This window comes from Nonomuraea spiralis (assembly GCF_014648435.1).
In the GTDB taxonomy this organism is placed as follows: Bacteria; Actinomycetota; Actinomycetes; order Streptosporangiales; family Streptosporangiaceae; genus Nonomuraea; species Nonomuraea spiralis.
The window spans coordinates 219810-244806 of record NZ_BMRC01000002.1 but is presented as its reverse complement, the minus strand read 5'-3'; the positions used below and the strand labels follow the sequence as shown (position 1 = coordinate 244806).

Below are 24997 nucleotides of genomic sequence, written 5' to 3'. Positions count from 1 at the left end.
CTCATCCGGAAACGTAGTGCCTTCTCCGGTTACCCCTGGCGGCACGTGCTTAACGGGGCTCGTCCCCGGAACGTGCGGTCACGGTGCCCGCCGCGCCGTCGACGGTGATCTCCTGGCCCGTGGTGATCCGGCCGGTGGCGTCGGGGATGCCCACGACGGCGGGGATGCCGTACTCGCGGGCCACCACGGCGCCGTGCGACATGGCGCCGCCCATCTCCATCACCAGGCCGCCGGCCGTGAGGAACAGCGGGGTCCAGCCCGGGTCGGTCGAGGGGCAGACGAGGATCTCGCCGGGCTCCAGGTGGGCGCCGGTCGGGTCGAGCACCACCCTGGCCACGCCGGTGACCGTGCCGGCCGAGGCGGGCGTGCCGGTCAGCGCGCCCTCGGGGGCGGGACCGGCCAGGGCCTCGGGCTCGGTGCCGTCGGAGAGCATGATCCGGGGCACGTGCCTGCGGCGCGACTCGCGTTCGTACGCGGCCCGCCGCTCGCGTACCAGGTCGCGGAGGTCGCCGCCGGCCAGGGCGGACCTGGCCTCCTCCAGGCGCAGGAAGTACACGTCGTCGGCGGTGTCCAGGACGCCCGTACGGACCAGGTGGTCGCCGACCGCGCGCAGGCTGTGCCGGACGGCGGCGATGGTCCTGACCGCGTAGAACTTGGGCAGCTCGCGCAGCCCGGCGTACGCACGGGTGCGGCCGAGCGCGAAGCGCACCACGGGCGCCCGCCACCGGCCCTTGCCCGCCGCCAGTGCCGCGGCCCGGTCGGTCTCCGCCCGCGCGGCCCGCGCGCCCTTGGCGAACAGCGCGGCGGGGGCGAGGCCGGAGCCGGCGTCGATGCGCAGGTAGTTGGCCAGTACGCCGAGGATGTGCGTGGGGTCGTCGGACCAGCGGGGCACGCCGAGGTCGATCTCGGCCACGCCGCGGTGTCCGTACTTGTCCAGGAACGCGGCGATCCCCCGCTGGGCCCGCGGCGGCAGCTCCCCCGCCAGGTAGCGGCGGGCCAGCTCGGCCGCGGACGCCTCCCGGAACGGCTCGGGCTCGATCCGGGTGGCCAGGTCCCACAGTTCGAGGTCCATCTCGGTGGTCGGGTTGTTCGGCACGGCGCGCAGGACGTCCTGAAGGTCGCCCACCCGCAGGCCGGCGAGCCGGGCGGCCAGGCCGAGCAGGGCGTAGCCGGTGATCACGATGGGCATGACCGAGACGATGGCCGGGAACAGGCCGCCGAGCACGCGTTCGGCGTGGTCGAGCCGCTGGGCCGGAGTCGCATCGGCAGGCAGGTCGAGCCGTCTGTCCAGCGCCTCGCCGACCCGGGCGGCGTGGGCGAGCGCCCTGGCCGGGCTCAGCAGCGCGTCGCGGACGCGCGCCGGCGCGTGGACGCGGCGGGCGAAGCGGCGCAGCCCGCGCAGGAACGGCCGGCGCGAGGTCTGGACCACCGACAACCGCGGGTCGTGGACCAGCTCCCGGACGACGGCCGCGGCCCGCGCCTCCCCCAGGGGCATCAGCCGCGTCAGCACCGCCCGGCCCATACGGCTGCGCACCGGCGTGGTCAGGTCGATCCACAACCGCTGCCCCGCCTCGGCCAGGAACGCCGGGCCGTCCAGCGGGTCGGCGGGCCCGTGCCCGAACAGGCTCGCCGCCCCCGAGCTGACCAGGTTGAACGCCGACACCCCCATCGGCGTGAACGGCCCCATCACGCCCTGGGCGACGTTGAGCGACAGGTGCACGCGAAGGCCGGGCCGGGCGGGCTCGGGCAGCGGGTAGAGCGTGGTGATCGGCCTGGCCTGGGTGAGCCAGAGCGTGCCGTCCGGGTCGATCGCCCACTCGATGTCCTGGGGCGCGCCGTAGTGGTCCTCGACGCGGGCGCCGAGCGCGGCCAGGTCGAGCACCTGCGCGTCGGTCAGGCAGAGACCGCCTGTCTCGCCACGTTCGGCGTCACCCACGGATTCCACGCGTTCGACGTGTTCGACGTGTTCGACGCCGCCGCCGGGCAAGGGGCGGACGGACAGGCGTTTGTCGCCCGCGTGCCGTTCCCGCACCTCGCCGCCGAGGACGACGAACCGGTCGGGGTTGACCGCGCCCGAGACGACCGCCTCGCCCAGGCCGGGGGCGGCGTCCACGACGGCCTGGTGTCGCCGGCCGGTCACCGGGTCGGCCGTGAACAACACCCCGGCCACCCGCGCGTCCACCATCACCTGCACGACCACCGCCAGCCGGACGCCTGCGTGGCCGATGCCCTCGGCCTCCCGGTAGGCCACCGCGCGGTCGGTCCACAACGAGGCCCAGCAGCGGCGTACGGCGTCGAGCACCGCCTCGGCGCCCACCACGTTGAGGAAGGTGTCCTGCTGACCGGCGAAGCTGGCGAACGGCAGGTCCTCGGCGGTGGCCGAGGAGCGCACGGCCACCGGTACGTCCGCGCCGAGCCCGGCGTAGGCCTTCACGATCGCCTCGCGCACCGGGCCGGGCACGGCGACCTGGAGCAGGTGCCGCCTGGCGCGCTCGGCGAGCCCGTCGCCCGGGGTGAGGTCGAGCCCGTCGGCGGCCTGGCGGTAGGCGTCGGTGGTCAGGACCCAGCCGGGCGGGACGGGCAGGCCGGCCCTGGTCAGCTCGCCGAGGTTGGCGGCCTTGCCGCCCACGTCGGCGAGCGTCGCGGCATCGAACCCGGAACCCCGGGAGACGCCCGAGACCCCGGAGACGCCGGTGATCGCGGAGATTTCGGAGAAGTCACGTGTGAGGCTCATGGAGGCACCCCTTCTCCGAAGTCTGCCATAAATTCATCAACTGTTGAACAGCGGTGTCCCGTCCAGTTCCCAGGCGGGGTCGAGCGGCACGCCGAGCAGGGCGAGGGCCGTCGGGCCGACGTCCACCAGGCGGGGCTCGCCGAGCGGGCGGCCGCCCAGGTCCTCGCCCAGGCGGTTCGCGATCACGAACACCGTGCGCTCCTCGTCGGAGGTGCCGCCGTGGCCGCCCTCGTCCACGTGGCCGTGGTCGGTGGTGACCAGCACCGTCCAGCTCTCACCGGGACGGGCGCGGACGGCGTCGAGGAGTCGGCCGAGGTAGGCGTCCTGGGCGTGCAGGGCGGCGGCGTACTCGGGGCAGTGGGGGCCGAGGGCGTGGGCCACCTCGTCGGTGTCACCCAGGTAGACGAAGGCGAGGTCGGGGCCGGTGCCGGCGAGGTGGCGCTCGGCGGCGTCGGCGATCCGCTCGTCGGCGACGGTCCAGGTGAGGGCGTAGCCGTCCAGGACCATGCGATGGTCGATGGCGGGGCCGAAGGCGTTGTGCTCGCCGAGGGCGGCCCAGGAGAGGAAGGCGGCGGTGGTGAGATCAGGACGGGCATCCTTCACCCGACTCAAGAAGTCCGGAAATTTCGTGAACTGGGGGCTGGTGAAGCTGTTGTCCACAACGCCGTGCTTGTCCGGCCAGGCTCCCGTGGCGATCGACGACCATCCGGGGCCCGAGTCCGTACGCGAGCTGATCACGCGGCCCGCCGCCTCAGGCTCCGGCGCCTTGGGCACGACCTCGCCGGGCGCCTCGGTCCTGGGGGCCGCCGCCTCGCCGTACGGGAGTTTGCTGGTGCCGTACGCGCCGGAGGCCATCAGCGACGACAGGACCGGCGGTGCCAGGGCGACGAGCCGGTCGAAGCGCAGGCCGTCCATTCCGACCACGAGGACTTTGTTCTTGTTAAGGGGCATTCCCCTATCTAAGCGGTGAACCGTCGTACCCAGGCGACCGCGCCCGGCAGGATCTCCTCGACCGGCGCCACCTGCGGATACCAGGTCCGCTCCCACTCCAGCGAGACCCATCCCGCGTACCCGGCCGCGCGCAGCAGTTCGCCGGCCTCCTCCAGCGGGACCGAGCCCGCCCCCATCGGGACCGGAGTGGTGTCCTCGGCCGAGACGGCGTCCTTGACCTGGACGTAGGCCAGCGAGGGACCGAGCGCGGCGAGCGTGCCGGCCGGGGGCTCGCCGTGCCGCCACGGGTGCAGCAGGTCCCACAGCGCGCCGGTCGACTCCGGGCGTCCCGCCTCGGCCAGCAGCCCGGCCACGGCCGCGCCGGTCGCCATCCGGTCGTGCGTCTCGACCAGGACGCGTACGCCCAGAGCGGCGGCCGTACCGGCGACGGCCCTGAGCCTGTGGGCGCCGACCGCCGGATCGTCGCCGCGCGGGAACACCCGCACGCCGGGCGCGCCGAGATCGGCGGCGAGCCGCAGGTCGGCGAGGAGCGCCTCGGTGACCGGTTCGTCCGGCCCCGGCTCGCAGATGCCGACATATCCAGCCAGGGCGGCGATCTCCAGCCCCGCCCGCTCCACCCGCTCCCGCACGCCGCGCCTCTCCGGCGCCGTCAGCCCCGCGTGGACGCCGGTGTCGGGATGCAGCCGCAGCTCAAGCCCCTGACAGCCGTACGCGGCGGCGACGGCGACCGCCCGCTCCAGCCCCTCGCCGGGCATCCCCAACGTGCTGACCGCCAGCTTCACACCGCTCTCCCGCCCCCGGCGGCCCCGCAGGGGCCGCTCATGTCATCTTCCTGACGCTCTCCCGCAGGACGACCTCGCCCGCGACCTGCTCTACCACGGGCTCGGCCGCGCCGTCCTCCCGGCCGAGCGCGAGCTCCAGCGCCCGTGCCCCCATGTCCTTCAACGGCAGCCGTACGGTGGTCAGCGCGGGCACGTGGTCACGCAGCGTGACGATGTCGTCGAAACCGGCCACCGAGACGTCTTCGGGCACCCGGATCCCGCGTTCCCTGTAGGCGGCTAGCGCCCCCACGGCCATCACGTCGTTGACCGCGAACACGCAGGTCGCCTCGCCGATCTCGGACGCGGCCCGGTGGCCGCCGTCGCGGTCGAACGCGCCGTGGACCACGACGGGCTCGGGCAACCCGAGCTCCCGCAGCGCCTCGGCGAACCCCTCGCACCGGTCGGCTGCGGTCACCAGGTGAGGTGGCCCGGCCAGTACGGCGAAGCGGGTGTGGCCGAGCCCGGCCAGCGCGCGGGCCAGGTCGGCGGCCCCGGCGCGGTTGGCGGGCGCGACCGTGTCGACGCCGAGCAGGTCCTGGCCCACGCACGCGGCCCGGCCGCCGCCCTCCCGGTAGCGGGCCAGCTCGTCGCGCAGCCGCCCGGTCACGACGGGGTCGGCGACCCGCGAGCCGACCAGCAGCACGGCGCGGACACGCTGGGCGTTCATGGTGGCGACGTAGGCGATCTCCTGCTCGGGGTCGCGGTGGGTGGTGCCCACCATGACCAGCAGGCCCTCGGTGGCGGCGGCCCGCATCGCGCCGTCGGCCAGCGCCGCGAAGTAGGGGTCGGTCAGGTCGTGGACGACGATGCCGATGACGTTGCTCGCCCCGCGGGCCAGCGTCTGGGCGGCGATGTTGGCGCGGTAGCCGAGCTCGTCGGCGGCCCGTTCGACACGGGCCCGCAGGGTCGCGCCCACCTGGCGGGTGCTGCCGTTGAGCACCCGCGAGGCGGTTGCCAGGGAAACGCCCGCCTGCTTGGCAACGTCCTCAAGCGTGACCACGAGACCTCCCCGGAAAGCGGTTTCCAAGTCTGCCAGACGGCGACCCGGCTCCGCATCCTCGCACGCCCACCCCCCACCCCGACAGAACCGGAAGCGCGCCGCGCAAGGGAACCGCCGGGGCTCAGACGGGGGTCAGACGGGGGTCAGGCCCAGGGGAACAGGATGTCGAAGAGGCCCTTCTTCTCGCTCGGCGCCGGGTCGGGCTGCTGCGGCTGCTGGCTCGGCGGGGGCGCCTGCGTGGGGGCCGAGTCCTCCTGCTCCGGCTGCTTGGTGGCGGCCGGGCGGCCGGCGTCCTCCGGAGCGCCGTCGGAGGTGTCGTTCATCTCGCCGCGCGGCCCGTGGGTGGTCTTGCCCTCGGGCGTGTCCGTCGGACGGCTCTCGCGGGCGGGGGTGGTGGGCCGTACCGAGGGCTCGCGGGTGGGGCGGGCGCGGTGGACGACGGGGGTCGGGGTTACGGTCTCGGAAACGGTCGGCTCGGCGGTGTCCGTATCCGTGGGCTCGGGCACGACCTCCTCGGTCTCCTCCGGGGCCGCGGTCTCCGCCGGCGCGCTCACCTCGCTCGCGCCGGCGCAGCGGCCGGCCGCGCACGGGTCGTCGGCGGAGGTGCCGGTGAGCAGCCATCCCGCCCCGACCCCGACCAGCACCACCGCGGCCGCCGCCAGCACCAGCACCCTGGTACGGCGGCGCACCTGCCTCTCGCCCCCGGAGCCGCGCCGGTCGTCGGAGTCCTCGGTCCAGCCCGAACCGAGGAAGCCGCGCCTCGTACGGTCGGCGTCGTCGTCGCGGTCCGGCTCGTAGCCCTGGTCCAGCGGCAGGTACGGCAGGTCGTCGTCGCCCGCCGCGCGCTCACCGGCGGTGGCGTCGAACGACTCCGCGCCCAGGACGGCGTGCGGCCCGCTCAAGCTCCCCAGAGTCTCGTGCGGCCCGCTCAAAGCCTCGTGGGACCCGCTCAGCGTCTCGTGCGGCCCGCTCGCGCCGTCCAGCACGTCATGCGCCCCGCTCACGCCACCGAGCACGTCATGCGGCCCGCTCAGGCCACCGTCGAGCACGTCGTGCGACCCGCTGGGGGCGTCGAGCACGTCGTGCGCCGGTTCGGCCGGCTGCGCGCCCTTGTCGGCCGGGAGGATGTAGGTCCCGTTGCCGGAGACCTGGATGGCGGGCTGCTCGTCGGTGTCCTCGGTGCTCCACCGCGGGGACAGCACGTCTCCGGTCATCTCCGGATTTAACGACTTCTTACCCTGCCCATCCTCGTACGGCCTGTCGTTCTCGTCGCGCGCCACGGTGGAACCCCTCTAGCTCGAATACGGACCGCGACCTTTCTTAACAGACTTGTCCGGAAATTTCACACGTTTCCCTAAGGTTACTTTCTGTCACATTCGTCCCAGCCACCTGCCCAATGCCGCCTCCAGCGAGTGCCCCCGCGCCCCCGACGTCCAGGCCGTATACCCGTCGGGACGCACGAGCAGCGCCTCGGCGTCGTGGTCCGCGCTCCCCCGTACGATCTCCAGCCGGTCCGCCCACGGAGCCGCCGCAGCCACCAGGTCGTCCCGCCCGGCGAGGTCCAGCAGCAGCGCCCGCCCGGCGCGCAGCAGCTCCACCGTGCGCACCACGCCGTCGGCGGTCTTGACCGGCAGGTCGGGCGCCATCCGCCCGGCCCCGGGCACACCCACGTCGTACGCCGTGTCCATCCCGCTGATCATCCCGCTCAGGTACTCGTTGACCTGGTCGAACCGCATCAGCTCGGCGAACAGTTCACGCAGCGGGTCGACGGCCGGATCGGGGTCGGCCAGCGCGCTCTGGGCCCGTACGTTCCACAACACCCGCGCGCCGACCGGGTGCCGTTCGGCGTGGTAGCTGTCCAGCAGCCCGGCGGGGGCATCGCCGCGCACCTCGGCGGCCAGCTTCCAGCCCAGGTTGAACGCGTCCCCCATCCCGGTGTTCAGCCCCTGGCCGCCCCACGGGAAGTGCACGTGCGCCGCGTCCCCGGCCAGCAGCACGCGACCGGCGCGGTACGTCTCGGCCTGGAGGGCGGCGTCGCCGTACCGGGACAGGTTGCGCGGGTCGGCCATGGGGACCGGGACGCCGAGGATGTGCTCGGCCGCCTCCCGCAGCTCCTCCAGCTCGACGGGGGCCTCCCGGTCGGTGTGCGGGGCGCGGAAGTCGTACGTGGTGACGCGGCTGTGCCCGGCGGGGTCGAGCCAGACGATGATCCACCCGCGCGGGGTGCGCGTGTAGCCCGGCGGCACCGTGTACGGGCTGAGCAGCCGTACGTCGCCCATGAGCGCGGCGACGCGCGCCCCCGCGCCGCTGAACGGGATGCCGGCCGCCTTGCGCACCACGCTGCGCGCGCCGTCGGCGCCGACGACGTAGCGGGCGGGCAGTTCGCGGCCGTTGACGGTCAGGACGACGTGGTCGTCCCGCTGCTCCAGGCCGGTGACCTCCTGGCCGCGCCTGATCTCCGCGCCCAGGTCCGCCGCGCGGCGCGCGAACACCTGCTCGGCCCACGCCTGCGGGCTGCCCACGATGCTCGGGCCGCCGTCCGACACCGCGCCCAGGTCGAGCCCGAACATGCCGGAGAAGTGGAAGCTCACGCTCCCGTACGTCGAGCGTCCCACGGCCTCCAGCAGGCCGCGGCGGTCCAGGCTCTGGGCGATGCCCGCGTGCAGCGTCCCGGCCTTGGACTGGCCGGTCGGGACGGCCAGCCGTTCGAGCACCAGCGGCCGTACTCCCTGTAGACCCAGCTCGGCGGCCAGCAACATGCCCACGGGCCCGCCACCCACGACGGCGACATCGAACACGACACTCCTCCTCAGACCCGGATGAGTACGTAATTCTCGTACAAACGAACAATTGGCGTCAAATCATCGTTCGCGTTTTCCGTACAATGGCCGCATGCTGCACCCGTCGCGTGACCAGATCCAGTTGGTGGAGGTGCTCGCCGCGCTCGGCCATCCCGTACGCGCCCAGATCGTGCGCGCCCTGGCCTCCGGGGACGAGCTGTTCTGCGGGGAGGTCGTGGCCGACGTGCCGAAGTCCACGCTGACCGCCCATTGGCGGGTGCTGCGCGAGGCGGGCGTCATCTGCCAGCGCCCGGAGGGCCGCAAGCTGTTCATCCGGCTGCGCCGCGACGACCTCGACACCCGCTTCCCCGGCCTGATCGCCCTGCTCCTGGCCGAAGACTTCTAGCCCCCGGCCCGGAGGTCCGGGCGAGTGGTCACATGCAGGGGTTCGTGGTGGAGTCGACCACCTTGTCCTTGAGTGAGTCCGGGATCGCCGACACCACGCGCACGCCCGGCCAGTCGGCCCCGATGACGAGCTGGATGATCGGCCCGCCGGGCGTGCGCGTGGCGGCCTTGCCCGCGTACGGCTTCGGGTTGACCGGGGCGACCTTGCCCGCCTCCGGGGTGCGCTTGTCCTTCGACAGCCGGGCGGCCACCGCGTCCCCGTAGGCGATGCCGTTGTCGGCGTCCTTCTTCGCGTACCTGATCGACGTGGTGGCCGCCGAAGCCGCGTTGCCGACCTGGACCACGACGAACCCCTGATCGGCCAGCTCGTCGGCCACCAGGGCCGCCTTGCCCGCCTCGGCGGTGCCGTTGAGCACCTGGACGCGTACCTGGTCGTTGGCGACCTTGGGCTTGACGGCGGCCGTGGTCGGGGTGACCTCGACGTCGGCGCGCACGGCCTCGAAGAAGTTCCGGGCGTCCGGCTGCTTGAGCTGCACCCGGTTCTTGTCGGCCGGGTACGCCTCCACCGGCACGGTGATGCCCTTGAGCTCCTTGGCGGTCAGCCCCTTGACGCTGTCGCCGATCTCCAGCATCCGGGACAGCGTGAGGTCGTCGTCCAGGGTGACGGCCTTGGTCGCGGCCTCGAGGAACCCCTTGAGCTTGATGGGGTCGGTCAGCAGCCCGCCGTCGGTGACCTTGGCCAGCACCTTGTTGAGGAAGACCTGCTGGCGCTGGATGCGGCCCAGGTCGCTGCCGTCGCCGAGGGCGTAGCGGGTGCGCACGTAGCCGAGGGCCTGCTCGCCGGAGACCACGTGCTTGCCCGCGCTGAGCTGGAGCTTGGCCTTGGGGTCGTTGACCGCCTTGGGCAGGCAGATCTCGATGCCGCCGAGGGCGTCGACGATGCCCTTGAAGCCGGTGAAGTCCACCTTCACGATGTGGTTGATCTTGATGTTGGTGAGCGATTCGAGCGTCGCGACCGTGCAGTTGATGCCGCCGTCGTTGAAGGCGGAGTTGATCTGGCGCAGCCCCCCGGCCAGCACCGCGCCGGTGCGGCTGCGGCACTGCGGGATCATGACCATGGTGTCCCGGGGGAAGCTCATCATGGTGGCCTTGTCCCTGTTGGGGGAGATGTGCAGCATCATGATCGTGTCGGTGCGCTCGCCGAGGCCCTGCGACTTGGCGCCGTACTTCTTGTTGTCGCCCTCGCGCGAGTCCGAGCCGACGAGCAGCACGTTGAGCGCGCCGGTCTCCGGCGGCCGCGTACGCCCGGGGTCGACGGGCACGCGCGAGATGCCGCCGTCGAGGCTGCGCCAGTACGCGTACCCGCCCAGTGTGACCGCCACCAGCACGAACGTCAGGGCGATGCTCACCCAGCCCATCGGGGAGACACGCCGAGCGCGCCCCGGACGCTGGTCGTCGCGGCGACGGGCGCCGTGCTGCGGCCTTACCGCCGTGTCCCAGCCCTTGCTCACAGGTCCCCCTCCACCCGCGCGCCCAGCAGTGACGCGGCCCCCTCCGGTGTGACGCGCAGCATACTGAAAATCCGCCGTTTCACGGAATGTCGCGCATTTCATGGGATGCCAGGAAGATGCCGGACTGCCACTGTTACCTGCCGCGAGCCGCCGGAAAGGGCTCCATCCAAAGCACGTGAATCCGGGGCGTCGCTACGGTATGTGACGCCATCATGACGTTCATGCTTCTGACCGAGATGGCGCCCCCTCCAGGCGCCGAGGCGCTGGCCGGACTGCGGGCGCGGGCCCGAGCCGCCCGCCGGGCCGTCTTCGTCACGCTCTCCAGCTCGATCGCCCTGCTGGCCACGGCCCAGATCCTGGCCGACCGGGCGCCGACCAGGGAGCAGACGTCGCCACTCGCCGTACTGTCGCTGGCGGCCTTCGCGGGCGCGCTGCCCGCGCTGGCGCTCACGCAGCTGCTCTGGGGCGCGCGGGCGCGCGCGGTGCGCCGCCGCGAGCGCGAGCTGTTCGCCGTGCCGCCCTCCGCGCGCCGCCGCCCGCTGAGCCGGCTCGCCCTCGCGTGCGGCTGGGCGGTGTTGCTGCTGCTCGGCTGCACCGCTCCCGGCCAGTTCCGGGCGGCCGCCCTGTACGCCGTCGCCGACGCCCTGAGCTGGGGCGTCGAGGCCGTCATGCTGCTCGGCCTGGCCGCCGGGGTGTCGTTCCTGCTCTGGTGGGCACGGGACACGCTGGGGATAGTGGCGCGTGCCGGTCGGCCGGGTGGATCACCTGGCGATCCGTGGGATCCCGGCCGGGGCACGCGCCCACGAGGGGGCGCGGCGCTCTGGACGGGCGCGGCCATGGCGGTCGCCGCCCTGCTCGGAGCCCGCGCCCATCTCTGGGAGCCGCCCATGCCGATCGTTTACGCGCTGCTGACCGCCGCCCTCGTCTGCGGAGTAGTTACCGACGAGTAGCATGGGCCCGGAACCCCATCCAGGAACGAGGAGCGAATCCGTGCCTTCCTCTCGTGACGTCGTGTTCGTCGACGGCGTACGCACGCCTTTCGGCAGGTCAGGACCGAAGGGACTGTACGCGGAGACCCGCGCCGACGACATGGTCGTCCGCGTCATCCGCGAGCTCATCCGGCGCAACCCCGGCCTGCCTCCCGAGCGCGTGGACGAGGTGGCCATCGCCGCGACGACGCAGATCGGCGACCAGGGCCTGACCATCGGCCGCTCGGCGGCGGTGCTGGCCGGGTTGCCCAAGACCGTGCCCGGCTACGCGATCGACCGCATGTGCGCGGGCGCGATGACCGCCGTCACCACGGTCGCGGGCGGCATCGCCTTCGGCGCGTACGACGTGGCCATCGCCGGCGGCGTCGAGCACATGGGCCGCCACCCGATGGGCGAGGGCGTGGACCCCAATCCGCGCTTCCTGTCGGAGAAGCTGGTCGACCCGAGCGCGCTGGTCATGGGCATGACCGCCGAGAACCTGCACGACCGCTACCCGTCGATCTCCAAGGAGCGCGCCGACGCCTACGCGGTGCTCTCGCAGGAGAAGGCGGCCAAGGCGTACGCCGACGGCAAGATCCAGCCGGACCTGGTGCCCACCGCCATCAGGACGGCCGAGAAGGGCTGGGGCCTGGCCGCCGAGGACGAGGCGCCGCGCCCCGGCACCACGATGGAGGCGCTGGGCGCGCTCAAGACGCCCTTCCGCCCGCACGGCAACGTCACCGCGGGCAACTCCTCCGGCATCAACGACGGCGCCACCGGCTGCATCGTGGCCGCCCGCGACGTCGCCGCCGAACTGGGCCTGGCGCCGAAGATGCGCCTGGTCTCCTACGCGTTCGCGGGTGTGGACCCCGAGGTGATGGGCGTCGGCCCGATCCCGTCCACCGAGCGGGCGCTGCGCCTGGCCGGGCTGTCCATCGGCGACATCGGCCTGTTCGAGATCAACGAGGCGTTCGCCGTCCAGGTGCTGGCGTTCCTGGAGCACTTCGGCCTCGCCGACGACGACCAGCGCGTCAACCCGTACGGCGGCGCGATCGCCTTCGGCCACCCGCTGGCCTCCTCCGGCGTACGGCTGATGACGCAGCTCGCCCGCCAGTTCGGCGAGCGGCCCGACGTGCGGTACGGCATCACCACCATGTGCGTGGGCATGGGCATGGGCGGCACTGTGATCTGGGAGAACCTGGCATGAGCGACATCGAGACCTGGCGCGCGCTGCTGAGCGGACGCAACACCGACGAGGTCGTCACCAAGGCGCTGGTCCGCGACGTGCCGCTGCCCGGCGGCGCGGGCACGATGGCCCTGATCACGCTGGACAACGGCTTCGACCACACCAAGCCCAACACCTTCGGCCCGAACGGCCTGTTCGCGCTGGACGAAGCCCTGACGGAGATCGCCGGGCGCACCGACCTGGCCGCCGTGGGCGTCACGGGCAAGCCGTTCATCTTCGCCGTCGGCGCCGACCTCAAGGGCGCGGCGTCCGTGGCCTCGCGCGAGGAGGCCCTGGCCATCGGCGCGCTGGGCCACCACGTCTTCCGCAGGCTGGGCGAGCTGCCGATCCCGTCGTTCGCGTTCGTGAACGGCGCGGCCATGGGCGGCGGCCTGGAGATCGCGCTGCACTGCGCGTACCGGACGATCTCCTCCGGCGTGCCCGCGGTGGCGCTGCCCGAGTGTTTCCTCGGCCTGGTGCCCGGCTGGGGCGGCACGCAGCTCCTCCCCCGCCTGATCGGCCCGGCGGCCGCGATCAAGCTGATCATCGAGAACCCGCTGTCCCAGAACCGCATGATCAAGGGCGCGGACGCGTACGAGCTGGGCGTCGCTGACGCGATGTTCGAGCCGGCCGACTTCCTGGAGGAGTCGCTGCGCTGGGCGGCCCGCGTGCTCAAGGGCGAGGTCACCGTCGAGCGCCGGGAGCACGACGGCTGGGAGAAGGCCGTCGCCGACGCGCGCTTCCTGGTGGACATGAAGCTGCGCGGCGCCTCCCCCGCCCCCTACCGGGCGCTCGACCTCGTCGAACGGGCCGCGACCGCCTCCCGCGACGAGGGCTTCGCCGCCGAGGACGAGGCCCTGGCCGACCTGCTGATGAGCGACGAGCTGCGGGCCGGGCTCTACTCCTTCGACCTGGTCCAGCGGCGCGCCAAGCGCCCCGCGGGCGCGCCCGACAAGGCGCTGGCCCGCAAGGTCACCAAGGTCGGCGTCGTGGGCGCCGGGCTGATGGCCTCGCAGATGGCGCTGCTGTTCGCCCGCCGCCTGGAGGTGCCGGTCGTCCTGACCGACCTCGACCGGGCCCGCCTGGACAAGGGCGTCGGGTACGTGCACGCCGAGGTCGACAAGCTGCTGGGCAAGGGCCGCGTCTCGGCCGACCAGGCCAACCGGCTCAAGTCCCTGGTCACCGGCTCGCTGACCAAGGACGCCTTCGCCGACGCCGACTTCGTGATCGAGGCCGTCTTCGAGGACATGGCGGTCAAGAAGCAGGTGTTCGCCGAGGTCGAGGCCGTCGTCTCGGCCGAGTGCGTGCTCGCCACCAACACCTCCTCGCTCTCGCTCACCGAGATGGGCGCCGGGCTGGCGCACCCCGAGCGGCTGGTCGGGTTCCACTTCTTCAACCCGGTCGCGGTGATGCCGCTGCTGGAGATCATCAGGGGCGCCGCGACCGACGACGCCACGCTGGCCACGGCGTTCGCGGTCGGCAAGACGCTGCGGAAGTCGTCCGTGCTGGTCAAGGACGCTCCGGCGTTCGTGGTCAACCGGCTGCTGACCTGCTTCATGGGCGAGGTCGTCGCCGCCGTGGACGAGGGCACGCCGCTGGAGGTCGCCGAGCACGCGCTCGACGGGCTCGGGCTGCCGATGACGCCGTTCGCGTTGTTGCAGCTCGTCGGCCCCGCCGTCGGCCTGCACGTGGCCGAGACGCTGCACGAGGCGTTCCCCGAGCGGTTCGGCGTCTCGGAGAACATGGCCAAGCTGGTCGCCTCGGGCAAGCCCGGCGTCTACCGTCCGGACTTCTCGCTCGACCCGGAGGCGGTGGCCCTGTTCGGCGGGGGCACCTCGCCGTCCACGGCCGAGCAGGTCCGCGAGCGTGTGCTCGGGGCGCTGGCCCGGGAGATCCGGATCATGCTGGACGAGGACGTCGTCGCCGCGCCGCAGGACATCGACCTGTGCATGATCCTGGGCGCCGGCTGGCCGTTCCATCTGGGTGGCGTCACGCCTTATCTGGACAGGTCGGGCATCGCCCAGCCGCGGTTCCTTCCGCCCGGTGTGGCCTCGCTGCCCGCGTGATTTTACGGAGGCCCGCCCGGCGGGCCTCCCCGCGTCCGGGCCTTCTCCGCCGTAGCGTACTGTGCCGTCCTACGAACGGAGAGTAACCATGATGCGAGCAGTCGGCACGATCGCTCTGTGCGGAGCTTTCGTGCTGGGCGCGTCGTCGCCCTCCCTGGCGGCGCCGCGTACCCCCAAGGTCGTCCTCAAGATCACCGTCGCGGTGAAGAACGGCCCCACCAAGGGCGCCTGGCTCAACTGCAGCCCCGACGGCGGCACCCACCCCTCCGCCCACGCGGCCTGCGAGCTGCTGCGCAAGGTGGGCGGCGATCCGGCCAAGCTCAACGTCTCGCCGAAGGCGTCGTGCGGCAAGGAGGTCGAGCCGCGCGCCGTCATGATCCTCGGCAAGTGGAACGACAAGACGATCAAGTGGGGCAAGGTCTACGCCAACGCCTGCATGATGAAGGCCGGCGGCGGGGCCGTCCTGTCGATCTGAGCAGGTAGGAGGGGCGGGCGCCGGCCCGCCCCTCCGTCTCACTCGCCGGACGGGGCGGCGACGGCGCCCCGCCTGCTGTGGCGGTAGCCGTAGCCGAAGTAGACGACCACGCCGATGACCATCCAGATGACGAACCGCAGCCAGGTCTCCAGCGGCAGGTTGAGCATCAGGTAGAGGCAGGCCAGCACCGACAGGATCGGCAGCAGCGGCACCAGCGGCACCCGGAAGCCGCGTTCCAGGTCGGGACGGGTGCGCCGGAGCACGACCACACCGATCGAGACCACCATGAACGCGAACAGCGTGCCGATGTTCACCAGCTCGGCCAGTTCGCCGAACGACACGAACCCGGCCAGCGCCATGGTCACCACGCCGACGAGGATGGTGAGCCTGGCAGGCGTGCCGAACGTGGGGTGGACCACGGCCAGCCGGCGCGGCAGCAGGCCGTCGCGGCACATGGCGAACAACACCCGGGTCTGCCCGAGCAGCAGCACCAGCACCACGGTCGTCAGGCCGGCGATGGCGCCCACGCTGATGATCGTGGCCAGCCAGGGATGGCCGACGGCGGTGAACGCGTCGGACAGGGGCGCGCTCGTGCTGAGCTCCTTGTACGGCTGCATGCCGACGACGACCAGCGAGACGGCGACGTAGAGCACCGTGCAGACGACCAGCGAGCCGATGATCCCGCGCGGCACGTCACGCTGCGGCCGTACGGTCTCCTCCGCCGCGGTGGCCACGATGTCGAAGCCGATGAAGGCGAAGAACACGATCGCCGCGGCCGAGAAGATGCCGATCACCCCGAACGCGACGGGCGTGACGCCGAACAGCACCTGGATCAGCGGCGCCTTCAGCCCCTCGACCCCCGGCGAGTGCACCGGCTCGGGGATGAACGGCGTGTAGTTGGCGCCCTTGACGAAGAACAGCCCGGCCACGATGACCAGCAGCACCACCGTGATCTTGGTGATCACCAGGATCAGGTTGACCCGCGAGGAGATCTTGATGCCGACCACCAGGATCGCGGTGAGGAGGAACACGATCACCACCGCGGGCAGGTTGACCACGGGGTCGTCGCCCGCGATGGAGGGCGGCAGATGGATGCCGACGGAGTCGAGCATCGAGGCGAAGTAGCCCGACCAGCCGACCGACACCACGGCCGCGGCCAGCGCCAGCTCCAGGATGAGGTCCCAGCCGATCACCCACGCGGGGAACTCGCCGAGGGTGGCGAAGGAGAAGGTGTAGGCGGACCCGGCCACCGGGATCGTGGAGGCGAACTCGGCGTAGCACAGCGCCGCCAGGCCGCACACCACGCCCGCCACGACGAACGAGACCGCGACCGCCGGCCCCGCCACCTCCTTGGCGACCTGGCCCGTGAGCACGAAGATTCCGGTGCCGACGATGACGCCGATGCCGAAGACCATCAGGTCCATGGCGGTCAGGCGCTTTCGCAGCTGGTGTTCGGGAGCTTCGGTGTCGCGGATCGACTGTTCGACGCTCTTCGTGCGAAAGATGTCCACGATCAGCGATCCTTCCCAGACCCTGAGTGATCATGCGCTCGCGCCGGGCTTCCCGGTGAAGCGCCGCCCCGGGGGTAGCGGACCCGCATCATGTTCGACGACCTGCTCGACAGGCTGGCCAGGCAGGACGTGGCGGTGGTGTTGCCGTTCGTCCTGGTCTTCCTGACCTTGGACGCCTCGGTGGGGATCGGCCTGATCACGCCGGGAGACGCCGTGCTGCTCGTGGCGGGCGCCACGGCGCGCAGCGTGCCGGAGGTGCTGGCACTGATCGGCACGGGCGTGCTGGCCTGTCTGGCGGGCGCGACAGGTGGCTACTGGCTGGGCCGCCGGTACGGCCCCCGCCTGCGCCGCAGCAGGCTCGGCCGGCGCGTCGGCGAGAAACGCTGGACACGCGCGGAGCAGATCCTGCGGCGCAGCGGCTGGGCGCTGGCGCTGGCCTACTTCCTGCCGATGTTGCACGCGCTGACGCCGGCCGTGGCGGGCGCGGTGGGCATGCCCTACCGCCGGTTCATGCCGTGGGTGTTGCTGGGCAGCACGGCGTGGGTCAGCACGTACGTGTTGCTGGGGGCGGTGGCCGGTCAGGTGGTGCGGCGGCAGGCGGGCCTGCTGCTGCCGGTGGCGGCCGCGGCGGTGGTCGCGGTGCTGGCGATCACCGCCGTGGTCCGCAGGGTGCTCAACGGCGGACGGGCTGCTCCACGCGGGAGGTCCGCTTCGCGACGGCCTCGGTGATCTGGCGGGCGAGGTCCTGGCCGGTCAGGCCGATGCGGCCGAGGATCGCGGCCCGCTTGGCGTGGTCGAGGAACTCCTGCGGGATGCCGAACGTGCGCACCGGCACGTCGACGTCGGCGTCGCGGAGCAGGCGGGCCACGGCGTCGCCCACGCCGCCCACGCGGCCGTTGTCCTCGACCACGGCCACCAGCTTGTGGGCGGAGGCGGCCAACGTCAGCGCCTCGTCGAGCGGCTTGACCCAGCGCGGGTCGACCACGGTGGCCGAGATGCCCTGGGCATCGAGCAGGACGGCCGCCTCCATGCAGATGTGCGTCATCGGGCCGACGCCGACCAGCAGCACGTCGGGCTCGCCCTCGGCGGCGCGCAGGAGGTCCATCTCGCCCAGGCGGCCCACGGACTCCAGCGGCTCGGCCACCGGGCCCTTGGGGAAGCGCAGCACCGTGGGCCCGTCGGAGACCTCCACGGCCTCGCGCAGCAGCTCGGTGACGCGGTCGCCGTCGCGCGGCACCGCGATCCGCAGGCCGGGCACGACCTGGAGGATCGACAGGTCCCACATGCCGTTGTGGCTGGCGCCGTCGTCGCCGGTGACGCCGGCCCGGTCGAGGACGACGGTGACCGGCAGCCGGTGCAGGGCGACGTCCATCAGGAGCTGGTCGAAGGCGCGGTTGAGGAAGGTGGCGTAGACGGCCACGACCGGGTGCAGGCCGCCGAGCGCCAGGCCGGCGGCGCTGGTCAGCGCGTGCTGCTCGGCGATGCCGACGTCGTAGATGCGGTCGGGGAAGGCGTCGGCGAAGGCGTTGAGGCCGGTGGGGTGGAGCATGGCCGCGGTGATGGCGACCAGGTCCTCCCGCTCCTTGCCGAGCCTGACCAGCTCCTCGCTGAACACGTTGGTCCAGATGCGGGGCTTGGGCTTCTCGGCGCCGGTGGCGCGGTCGAAGGCGCCGGGCGAGTGGAACTGGTCCTCGTCGTGGTTCTCGGCGGGGGTGTAGCCGCGGCCCTTCTGGGTGAGGGCGTGGACGATGACCGGGCCGCGGAAGGCGCGGGCCTTGCGCAGCGCCGCCTCCATGGCCTGCTCGTCGTGGCCGTCGATGGGGCCGACGTACTTCAGGCCGAGGTCCTCGAACATCGCCTGCGGGGCCAGGACGTCCTTGACGCCCTTCTTGAAGCCGTGGAGGGCGTCGTAGATGACGGGAACGTTCCCGAGCTTGTCCTTGACGTATTCGAGCATGTCCTCGTAGCGGCGGGTGACGCGCAGCGAGGACAGGTGGGAGGCCAGGCCGCCGATGGTCGGGGAGTAGGAGCGGCCGTTGTCGTTGACCACGATCACGACGGGCAGGTCCTTGATCCCGGCGATGTTGTTCAGCGCCTCCCAGGCCATGCCGCCGGTGAGCGCGCCGTCGCCGATCACCGCGACGGCCGTGCGCTCGCGATCGCCGCGCAGCTTGAACGCCTTGGCCAGGCCGTCGGCGTAGGACAGCGCGGTGGAGGCGTGGGAGTTCTCGACGAAGTCGTGCTCGGACTCGGCCTGGCTCGGGTAGCCGGACAGGCCGCCCTCCTGCTTGAGCGCCTCGAAGCCGGCCTGGCGGCCGGTGAGCAGCTTGTGCACGTACGACTGGTGGCCGGTGTCCCAGATGACGGGATCGTTGGGGGAGTCGAAGACGCGGTGGATGGCGATGGTCAGCTCGACCACCCCGAGGTTCGGCCCCAGGTGGCCGCCGAACCTGGCGCAGGAGTCGACGAGCAGGTCACGGATCTCCCCCGCGAGCCGCGGCAGCTCCTCGACAGCGAGTCGTTTGACGTCGTGCGGTCCCTCTATCGAGCCCAGCAACCCGCTCACGGATGCGACTCCCCTCTGCCTCGTACGCCGTCTGCTTCTTTCGACGACGCAGAAGAGTCTAGTTCGCCGACGTCTCACTGACTCCATCGAGTCAAATCCACCCACATATGTCCGATCTTGACCTAGTCTTGCCGGACATATGAACTCCCTCCCTAAAGGCAGGATCGCGGCCCTGGTCGCCGCGGCTGTCGCACTCACCATGGCCGCCGCCTCGCTTGTCCTCGTGCTCTCCGACGTCGCCGCACCCTCGGCCGAGCGCACACCGGTCAACGTGGCACAGAAGGTCGCCTCTCCTCCCGCCCCCAGCGGCGCCGCCGCCGTGCCCGGCGGCCGGGCGATGGCCACCGCCAACGCCCTCTACAAGACCGGCAGGCTCGCCGACGCGAACTGCGCCCCGGGCGCCCTGCCCGCGGGCAGCATGATCGCCTACCGCCGCTTCCTCACCCGGGTCACGAACTGCCTGAACAAGGCGTGGGCGACCCAGTTCCGCAAGGCCCGGATGCCGTTCAGCAAGCCGCGTCTGCGGATCATCACCAAGAAGGTCAGGACGCCCTGCGGCGCCTGGAACACCGGCGCGGACGGGGTCTACTGCTCCACCGACCGCACGATGTACCTGATGATCAGCCGCGACCAGCTCCGCAACCCGTTCCCGCTGGGCATCAGCCGCCTGATCGCCCACGAGTACGGCCACCACGTCCAGCAGGCCTCCGGCATCTGGAACTACTACTGGACGGCCAGGTCCGCCGCGGGCAAGACCGGACGCCTTCAGCTCTCGCGCAGGTCCGAGCTTCAGGCCGAGTGCTTCTCCGCCGTCTTCATGAGCACGATGAAGGGCACGGAGCTGGTGAACCAGGCCGACTGGGACTACACGGTCCAGTGGTTCTACAAGAACGGCGCCAAGGGCTGGCCGCAGAACGACCACGGCAAGGGCCCGACCCAGGCCGCCTGGATGACCAGGGGCTTCAACCGGGGCATGCCGGGCGCGTGCAACACGTGGGCGGCGGCTGCACGAAACGTCCAGTGACGTCTGGCGTTTCCGCTTTACCTGGAACCCCCTCTTTTGTAGTGTGCCTTCCCATGCGTACCCCCCGATTGGCGATCATTGCCGGCGCCCTGGCGAGCGTGGTCCTCGCCGGTACGGCCCCCGCGGCCGCGGCCGCCCCGGCAAACAAGCCGGTCCTGACGAAGAACCCGATCTACAAGACCGGCCGGCTCGCGCTCAAGACGTGCGAGGAGCCGCCGGTCCAGTCCGGGACCGAGGACGAGGCGCGGGTCTACTTCGACGCGGTGCTCGACTGCCTCAACAAGGCGTGGGGGCCGAAGCTCAAGCAGGCGGGCTTCACCTTCAGCAAGCCGAAGTTCAGGGTGACCACCAAGCTGGGCACTCCGACGGGATGCGGCGGCTTCCCCGAGGGCGCACAGGCCCTGTACTGCCCGGTCAACAAGACGATGACCCTCCTGCTCAGCCCGAACGTCGTGGAGGAGCCGTCGGACCCGGTGCTGATGCTGGTCCTGGCCCACGAGTACGGCCACCACGTCCAGAAGCTCACCGGCATGCTCCGGCACAACAAGCGCGGCGAGTACGTCCTGGACAATCCTCGTGACCTGGAGCCGATCCGCCGTACCGAGCTCCAGGCCGAGTGCTACGCCGGTGTGTTCATGGGCAGCGTCTGGGACTCGCTCGGCCGCAGCCAGAAGGAGTTCGACTCGCTGCTGCGGGGCTCGCACAACGCGTTCGACCTGAGCGCGATCGGCGTGAAGACGCGTTCCTCGGCCGACCAGACGCACGGCACGGACGCCAACGTCTCCTGGTGGCTCAAGCGCGGGTTCACCGGCAAGTCCGCGGGCTCCTGCAACACCTGGGTCGCCTCCAAGGGCAAGGTGCGGTAGCCCAAACTCGTACGAACTCCTCTAAGATCCGCGATCGTGCGCATTCCCCTCATAGCGCTTGCTATGTGCATGATCGCGGATCTTCTGCTGCCGGGTCCGGCGGCCGCGGCCGGCCGGCCCGCGCGAGGGGGACTGTCGGCCGCGCCGGCCGTCGCGCGGCAACGCCTGGCGTGCGCCGTGCCCGCCATCAGGATCGGCAGCCTCGCCTCGCTCAAGTCCTTCCACCGGGCCATGGCCACGTGCGCCGACCGGTTCTGGGCGGACCGGTTCGCGGCCGCGGGCCTGACGTACACCCCGCCGCGGGTCACCGTCACGACGGGCGCCGACTCGGTGTGCGGCCGGATCACCGTCAACGGCGCGCAGTACTGCCCGGCGCAGCGCACGATCGTCATCCGCATCATGCGGCACGACCTGCGCGACCCGTTCAGGATGAACATCGCGCACTCCGTCGCGCACGAGTGGGGACACCATGTCCAGCAGCTAACCGGCGTGCTGGACGCCCAGAACGCCCTCTACCTGCCCGCCTCCAGCGGCGCGCGCACCACGCTCAGCCACCGGCTGGAGATGCAGGCCGAGTGCTTCGCCGGCGTCTTCTACAGCGCCACGCTCACCTCGATCAAGCCCGACGTCACCTGGCGCGAGTGGCTCGACGCCGTCCGCAGGGCCGACTACAGCAAGATCCACGGACGGCCGCGCAACCTGGCCTACTGGCAGAACCGCGGTTACCGCGGCGGCTCCACGGCCTCCTGCGGCACCTGGACAGCGACCAAGGACCGGGTGCGCTAGGGATGATCGGCTAGATGCTGACCCGGGCCAGCACCTCCAGCGGGTCGGCCAGCACGTGGGCGAAGGCCAGCTCGGCCGCCCCGACGAGGGTCGCGTGGTCGCCGAGCGCCGAGGTGCGCAGCCGTACGTGCTCGCGCTGGGGCGCCATGGCGTGCAGGGCCAGCCGGGAACGGACCTGCGCCGCCGAGCCGAGGTAGACCTCCCGCAACATGCCCCCGAAGATCACCATCTCCGGGTTGAAGATGTTGACCAGGTTCGCCACGCCGAGCCCGAGCCAGTCGCCGACCCGGCTCAGCGCCTCCTGCGCGACGATGTCGCCCCGGTCGGCCGCGTCCACCACGGCCCGCACCGCGTCGCGGCCGTGCTGGCCGGGGCCGTAGCGGCCGGCCAGCTCCAGCAGCGCCCGCTCCCCCACCTCGGCCTCCAGGCAGCCGTGCGAGCCGCAGGAGCACTCGCGCCCGCCGGGGTTGACGACCATGTGGCCGACCTCGCCGCCGTAGCCGTCGAAGCCGCCGAGCAGGTGGCCGCCGGTGATGATGCCGCCGCCGATGCCCACGTCGCCGTGCAGGCAGATGAGGTCGCGCACGGCCACGCCGACGCCCCGGCTGTGCTCGGCCAGGGCCGCCAGGTTGGCGTCGTTGCCCACGCTGACCGGCAGCCCGAGCCCCAGCCTGCGGCCCAGCTCCTCGCCGAACGGCACGTCGTGGGCCATCAGGTTGGGCCCGAACGTGACCACGCCGTCGCCCTTGCGCACCCCGCCGGACACCGCGGCGGCGGCGCCGACGCACACGGTGTCGTCGCGCGTCTTGCGCCGCATCTGCCTGGCAAACCCCGACAACACCCCGGCCAGCTCGTCGAGGGCGAACTTGCCGCGCTCGCGGGTGGTCTCCCTGCGGTCGAGGATGACGCCGCCGAGCCCTACCCGGGCGGCCACGAGCCGGTCGGGGCCGACGTCGAAGGCGAACACGTAGACGCGCGCCGACTCCGGGCGCACCACCAGCGAGGGCCGGCCGGCGCGGCCGGTCTCGCGCGGCAGCTCCTCCCGTACCAGGCCGGCGGCCGTGAGGTCGGAGGTGAGCGCCATGATGGTGCTGCGGTTGAGCCCCATCTTCGAGGTCAGCTCGGCCCGCGAGATCGGCCCGCCCAGGTGGACATGGCGAAGCAGCGCGCCGAGATTGTGGCGCCTGATGTCCTCCTGGGACGGTCCGGCACGCATCGTCTGGGGTTCCTTCAGGGGCTGCGGGTCGCTGATCACCTTAGACCAGCAGCAGCCGCCCGCTTGCGCGCCAGGGCGTCGACACCCGCGGCCAGCAGCAGGACCGACCCCGTGACCAGGTACTTCACGCTCGCACCGTACCCCATCAGGCCCATGCCGTTCTCGATCACGGCCACCACGGCGCCGCCGAGCACGGCGTCGAGCACCCGCCCCTTGCCGCCGAACAGGCTGGTGCCGCCGATGACCGCCGCGCCGACCGCGTACAGCAGCACCGAGCTGCCGCCCGTGTTCGGGTCGACCGAGCTGGCCCTGGAGGCGGCCACGATCCCGCCGACCGCGGCCATCGCCGAGCAGATCACGAACGCGGCGATCTTGATGCGGTCGACCGGGATGCCGGCCCGGCGCGCGGCCTCGGTGTTGCCGCCGACCGCGTACAGATGCCGGCCGAACGCCGTGCGCCGGAGCACCAGCGTCCAGACGACCAGCAGCACGACGATCACCGGCACCACGATCGGGACGCCGGTGAGCGAGACCAGCGCGGGGTTGCGGCTGCGCTCCAGGTTGAGCACGTAGACCGCGAGCCCGCCGATCAGCGCGAGGGCGCCCACGCGGGCCGCGATCAGCGACAGCGGGTCGGCGACCAGGCCGCGCCCGGACCGGCTCCTGGCCCGCCTGAGCTGTACGGCCGCGAAGCCCGCCACGCACACCGCGTACAGGATCCAGCCGAGCAGGGGAGGCAGGTTCTTGTTGGCGACGGCGACGATCACGCTGTCGCGGACCGAGATGTTCGTGCCCTCGTTGACCAGCACCAGGACCAGGCCCTGGAAGGCCAGGAAGGCGGCGAGCGTGACCACGAACGACGGTATGCCGACCTTGGCCACCAGTGTGCCGAGCACGACGCCGATCAGCGCGCCGGTGGCGACGGCGGCCAGCACGCAGACGTACCAGGGCAGGCCGAAGCTCGCGAGCGTGACGGCGAGAACCGCCGCGCAGACGCCGCTGGCGAAGCCGGCCGACAGGTCGATCTCGCCGAGCAGCAGGACGAAGACCAGGCCCATGGCGATGAGCGTGACGTTCGCGCCCTGGGTGAACAGGTTGGCGAAGTTGATCGAGGTGACGAACGCGGGACGGGCGACGGCGAAGACCGTGCAGAGCACGGCCAGGCCGAGCACGGCGGGCAGCGCGCCCATGTCGCCACCGCGCACCCGCTCCCAGTACGCGCGCACGCTGTGGGCGATCGACGGCGACTGCGCGGCGGCGATGACGGCCTCGCCCGGGAGTTCCTTGACCTTGCTCATGAGGTGACCCCGTTCTTGAGGCCGAGTTCGCCGCTGCGACCCGAGGTGATCAGTTCGACGACCTGGGCGTGCGTCACGTCGGCGGTCTTGACCTGCGCGGCCATCCTGCCGAGGTAGAGCGCCGCGATCCGGTCGGAGACGGCGAACACGTCGTTCATGTTGTGCGAGATGAGGACGACCGCCAGGCCCGTGTCGGCCAGCCTTCGCACGAGTTCGAGCACCTGCGCCGTCTGGGCGACGCCGAGGGCCGCGGTCGGCTCGTCGAGGATGACGACCTTGCTGTTCCACAGGACGGCCTTGGCGATCGCGACGGTCTGGCGCTGGCCGCCGGACAGGCTGGAGACCTGCTGCCTGATGGACTTCACCGTACGCACGGACAGGCTGCTGAGGGTCTTCTCGGCCAGTTCCTCCATGCTGTCCTCGTCGAGCAGGAAGCCGTTCTTGCGTTCCCTGCCGAGGAACATGTTCTGGACGATGTCGAGGTTGTCGCAGAGCGCCAGGTCCTGGTAGACGATCTCGATGCCGAGCTCGCCCGCGTCCCGGGGGGTGTGGACGGTGACCTGGCGGCCGTCGAAGAAGATCTGTCCCGAGTCGATCGGGTAGATGCCGCCGATGCACTTGACCAGCGTCGACTTGCCCGCGCCGTTGTCACCGACGAGGGCCGTGACCTCGCCGGGGTAGGCGGAGAACTCGACCTCGTGCAGCACCTTCACCGGACCGAAGCTCTTGTCGATCCCGCGCACTTCGAGGAGGGGGGTCATGGGGCTCCCTAAAGAGGGGTGCGGCCCCGCGCC

At 72.0% G+C, this 24997-nt stretch carries 21 protein-coding genes; 9 read left to right on the top strand and 12 right to left on the bottom strand.

Annotation, left to right across the window (positions count from 1 at the left end):
- Nucleotides 1-49: 49 nt before the first annotated feature.
- From IEZ27_RS05010 to IEZ27_RS04985, 6 genes are all read right to left on the bottom strand, one after another.
- On the bottom strand, nt 50-2734 hold the full coding sequence (locus IEZ27_RS05010; protein WP_189646128.1) for a PEP/pyruvate-binding domain-containing protein: 2685 nt from the start codon (nt 2732-2734) through the stop codon (nt 50-52).
- A 36-nt stretch (nt 2735-2770) separates the two neighbouring features.
- The gene (locus IEZ27_RS05005; RefSeq protein ID WP_229823567.1) at nt 2771-3649 is read right to left on the bottom strand and encodes an alkaline phosphatase family protein; all 879 of its coding nucleotides are present in this window, start codon (nt 3647-3649) and stop codon (nt 2771-2773) included.
- A gap of 44 nt (nt 3650-3693) precedes the next feature.
- Nucleotides 3694-4467, bottom strand: coding sequence for a sugar phosphate isomerase/epimerase family protein (locus IEZ27_RS05000; protein ID WP_189646126.1), 774 nt, complete (start codon nt 4465-4467; stop codon nt 3694-3696).
- 37 nt (nt 4468-4504) lie between these two features.
- Nucleotides 4505-5506, bottom strand: a complete 1002-nt coding sequence (locus IEZ27_RS04995; RefSeq protein ID WP_189646125.1) for a LacI family DNA-binding transcriptional regulator — start codon at nt 5504-5506, stop codon at nt 4505-4507.
- A 143-nt stretch (nt 5507-5649) separates the two neighbouring features.
- On the bottom strand, nt 5650-6720 hold the full coding sequence (locus IEZ27_RS04990; protein WP_189646124.1) for a hypothetical protein: 1071 nt from the start codon (nt 6718-6720) through the stop codon (nt 5650-5652).
- A gap of 156 nt (nt 6721-6876) precedes the next feature.
- Nucleotides 6877-8304 carry an FAD-dependent monooxygenase gene (locus IEZ27_RS04985; protein WP_229823294.1) on the bottom strand — a complete coding sequence of 476 codons (1428 nt, stop codon included), beginning with the start codon at nt 8302-8304 and terminating at the stop codon, nt 6877-6879.
- 94 nt (nt 8305-8398) lie between these two features.
- Here IEZ27_RS04985 and IEZ27_RS04980 point away from each other — a divergent pair, with 94 nt between their 5' ends.
- Nucleotides 8399-8692, top strand: coding sequence for an ArsR/SmtB family transcription factor (locus tag IEZ27_RS04980; RefSeq protein ID WP_189646123.1), 294 nt, complete (start codon nt 8399-8401; stop codon nt 8690-8692).
- 28 nt (nt 8693-8720) lie between these two features.
- Here IEZ27_RS04980 and IEZ27_RS04975 read toward each other — a convergent pair whose 3' ends face one another.
- Nucleotides 8721-10109 carry an LCP family protein gene (locus IEZ27_RS04975; protein ID WP_407672814.1) on the bottom strand — a complete coding sequence of 463 codons (1389 nt, stop codon included), beginning with the start codon at nt 10107-10109 and terminating at the stop codon, nt 8721-8723.
- Between the two features lie 314 nt (nt 10110-10423).
- Here IEZ27_RS04975 and IEZ27_RS04970 point away from each other — a divergent pair, with 314 nt between their 5' ends.
- The 4 genes from IEZ27_RS04970 to IEZ27_RS04955 all read left to right on the top strand — a co-directional run bounded on the left by IEZ27_RS04970 (nt 10424) and on the right by IEZ27_RS04955 (nt 14936).
- Nucleotides 10424-11152, top strand: coding sequence for a hypothetical protein (locus tag IEZ27_RS04970; protein ID WP_189646122.1), 729 nt, complete (start codon nt 10424-10426; stop codon nt 11150-11152).
- A 40-nt stretch (nt 11153-11192) separates the two neighbouring features.
- Nucleotides 11193-12377 carry a thiolase family protein gene (locus IEZ27_RS04965; RefSeq protein ID WP_189646121.1) on the top strand — a complete coding sequence of 395 codons (1185 nt, stop codon included), beginning with the start codon at nt 11193-11195 and terminating at the stop codon, nt 12375-12377.
- Nucleotides 12374-14461, top strand: coding sequence for a 3-hydroxyacyl-CoA dehydrogenase NAD-binding domain-containing protein (locus IEZ27_RS04960; protein WP_125646305.1), 2088 nt, complete (start codon nt 12374-12376; stop codon nt 14459-14461). Before IEZ27_RS04965 ends, IEZ27_RS04960 begins: the two co-directional genes overlap by 4 nt.
- Nucleotides 14462-14549: 88 nt before the next feature.
- Entirely contained in the window at nt 14550-14936 is a 387-nt protein-coding gene (locus IEZ27_RS04955; protein ID WP_125646307.1) for an SSI family serine proteinase inhibitor, read from the top strand.
- Nucleotides 14937-14974: 38 nt separating this feature from the next.
- On the opposite strand, the gene IEZ27_RS04950 is transcribed toward IEZ27_RS04955, so the two are convergent.
- The gene (locus tag IEZ27_RS04950; RefSeq protein WP_308427257.1) at nt 14975-16447 is read right to left on the bottom strand and encodes an amino acid permease; all 1473 of its coding nucleotides are present in this window, start codon (nt 16445-16447) and stop codon (nt 14975-14977) included.
- 90 nt (nt 16448-16537) lie between these two features.
- On the opposite strand from IEZ27_RS04950, the gene IEZ27_RS04945 reads away from it, so the two are divergent.
- The gene (locus IEZ27_RS04945; RefSeq protein ID WP_125646309.1) at nt 16538-17176 is read left to right on the top strand and encodes a DedA family protein; all 639 of its coding nucleotides are present in this window, start codon (nt 16538-16540) and stop codon (nt 17174-17176) included.
- Here IEZ27_RS04945 and dxs read toward each other — a convergent pair.
- Nucleotides 17121-19004, bottom strand: coding sequence for a 1-deoxy-D-xylulose-5-phosphate synthase (dxs, locus tag IEZ27_RS04940; protein WP_189646486.1), 1884 nt, complete (start codon nt 19002-19004; stop codon nt 17121-17123). The two genes, IEZ27_RS04945 and dxs, sit on opposite strands and share 56 nt — an antisense overlap.
- 148 nt (nt 19005-19152) lie before the next feature.
- On the opposite strand from dxs, the gene IEZ27_RS04935 reads away from it, so the two are divergent.
- The 3 genes from IEZ27_RS04935 to IEZ27_RS04925 all read left to right on the top strand — a co-directional run bounded on the left by IEZ27_RS04935 (nt 19153) and on the right by IEZ27_RS04925 (nt 21689).
- Complete coding sequence (locus IEZ27_RS04935) at nt 19153-20037, top strand: neutral zinc metallopeptidase (RefSeq protein ID WP_125646310.1); 885 nt, start codon at nt 19153-19155, stop codon at nt 20035-20037.
- A gap of 53 nt (nt 20038-20090) precedes the next feature.
- Complete coding sequence (locus IEZ27_RS04930) at nt 20091-20903, top strand: neutral zinc metallopeptidase (RefSeq protein WP_189646120.1); 813 nt, start codon at nt 20091-20093, stop codon at nt 20901-20903.
- Nucleotides 20904-20972: 69 nt separating this feature from the next.
- Nucleotides 20973-21689: a neutral zinc metallopeptidase gene (locus IEZ27_RS04925; protein WP_189646119.1), complete on the top strand. Its 717-nt coding sequence runs from the start codon at nt 20973-20975 to the stop codon at nt 21687-21689.
- Between the two features lie 10 nt (nt 21690-21699).
- Here the strand turns inward: IEZ27_RS04925 and IEZ27_RS04920 are convergent, their stop codons facing one another.
- From IEZ27_RS04920 to IEZ27_RS04910, 3 genes are read right to left on the bottom strand one after another with little or no spacing between them, the layout of a single operon-like run.
- The gene (locus IEZ27_RS04920; protein WP_189646118.1) at nt 21700-22905 is read right to left on the bottom strand and encodes an ROK family transcriptional regulator; all 1206 of its coding nucleotides are present in this window, start codon (nt 22903-22905) and stop codon (nt 21700-21702) included.
- 35 nt (nt 22906-22940) lie between these two features.
- Entirely contained in the window at nt 22941-24203 is a 1263-nt protein-coding gene (locus IEZ27_RS04915; RefSeq protein WP_189646117.1) for a sugar ABC transporter permease, read from the bottom strand.
- Nucleotides 24200-24964 carry an ATP-binding cassette domain-containing protein gene (locus IEZ27_RS04910; protein ID WP_125646320.1) on the bottom strand — a complete coding sequence of 255 codons (765 nt, stop codon included), beginning with the start codon at nt 24962-24964 and terminating at the stop codon, nt 24200-24202. Before IEZ27_RS04910 ends, IEZ27_RS04915 begins: the two co-directional genes overlap by 4 nt.
- Between the last annotated feature and the right edge of the window lie 33 nt (nt 24965-24997).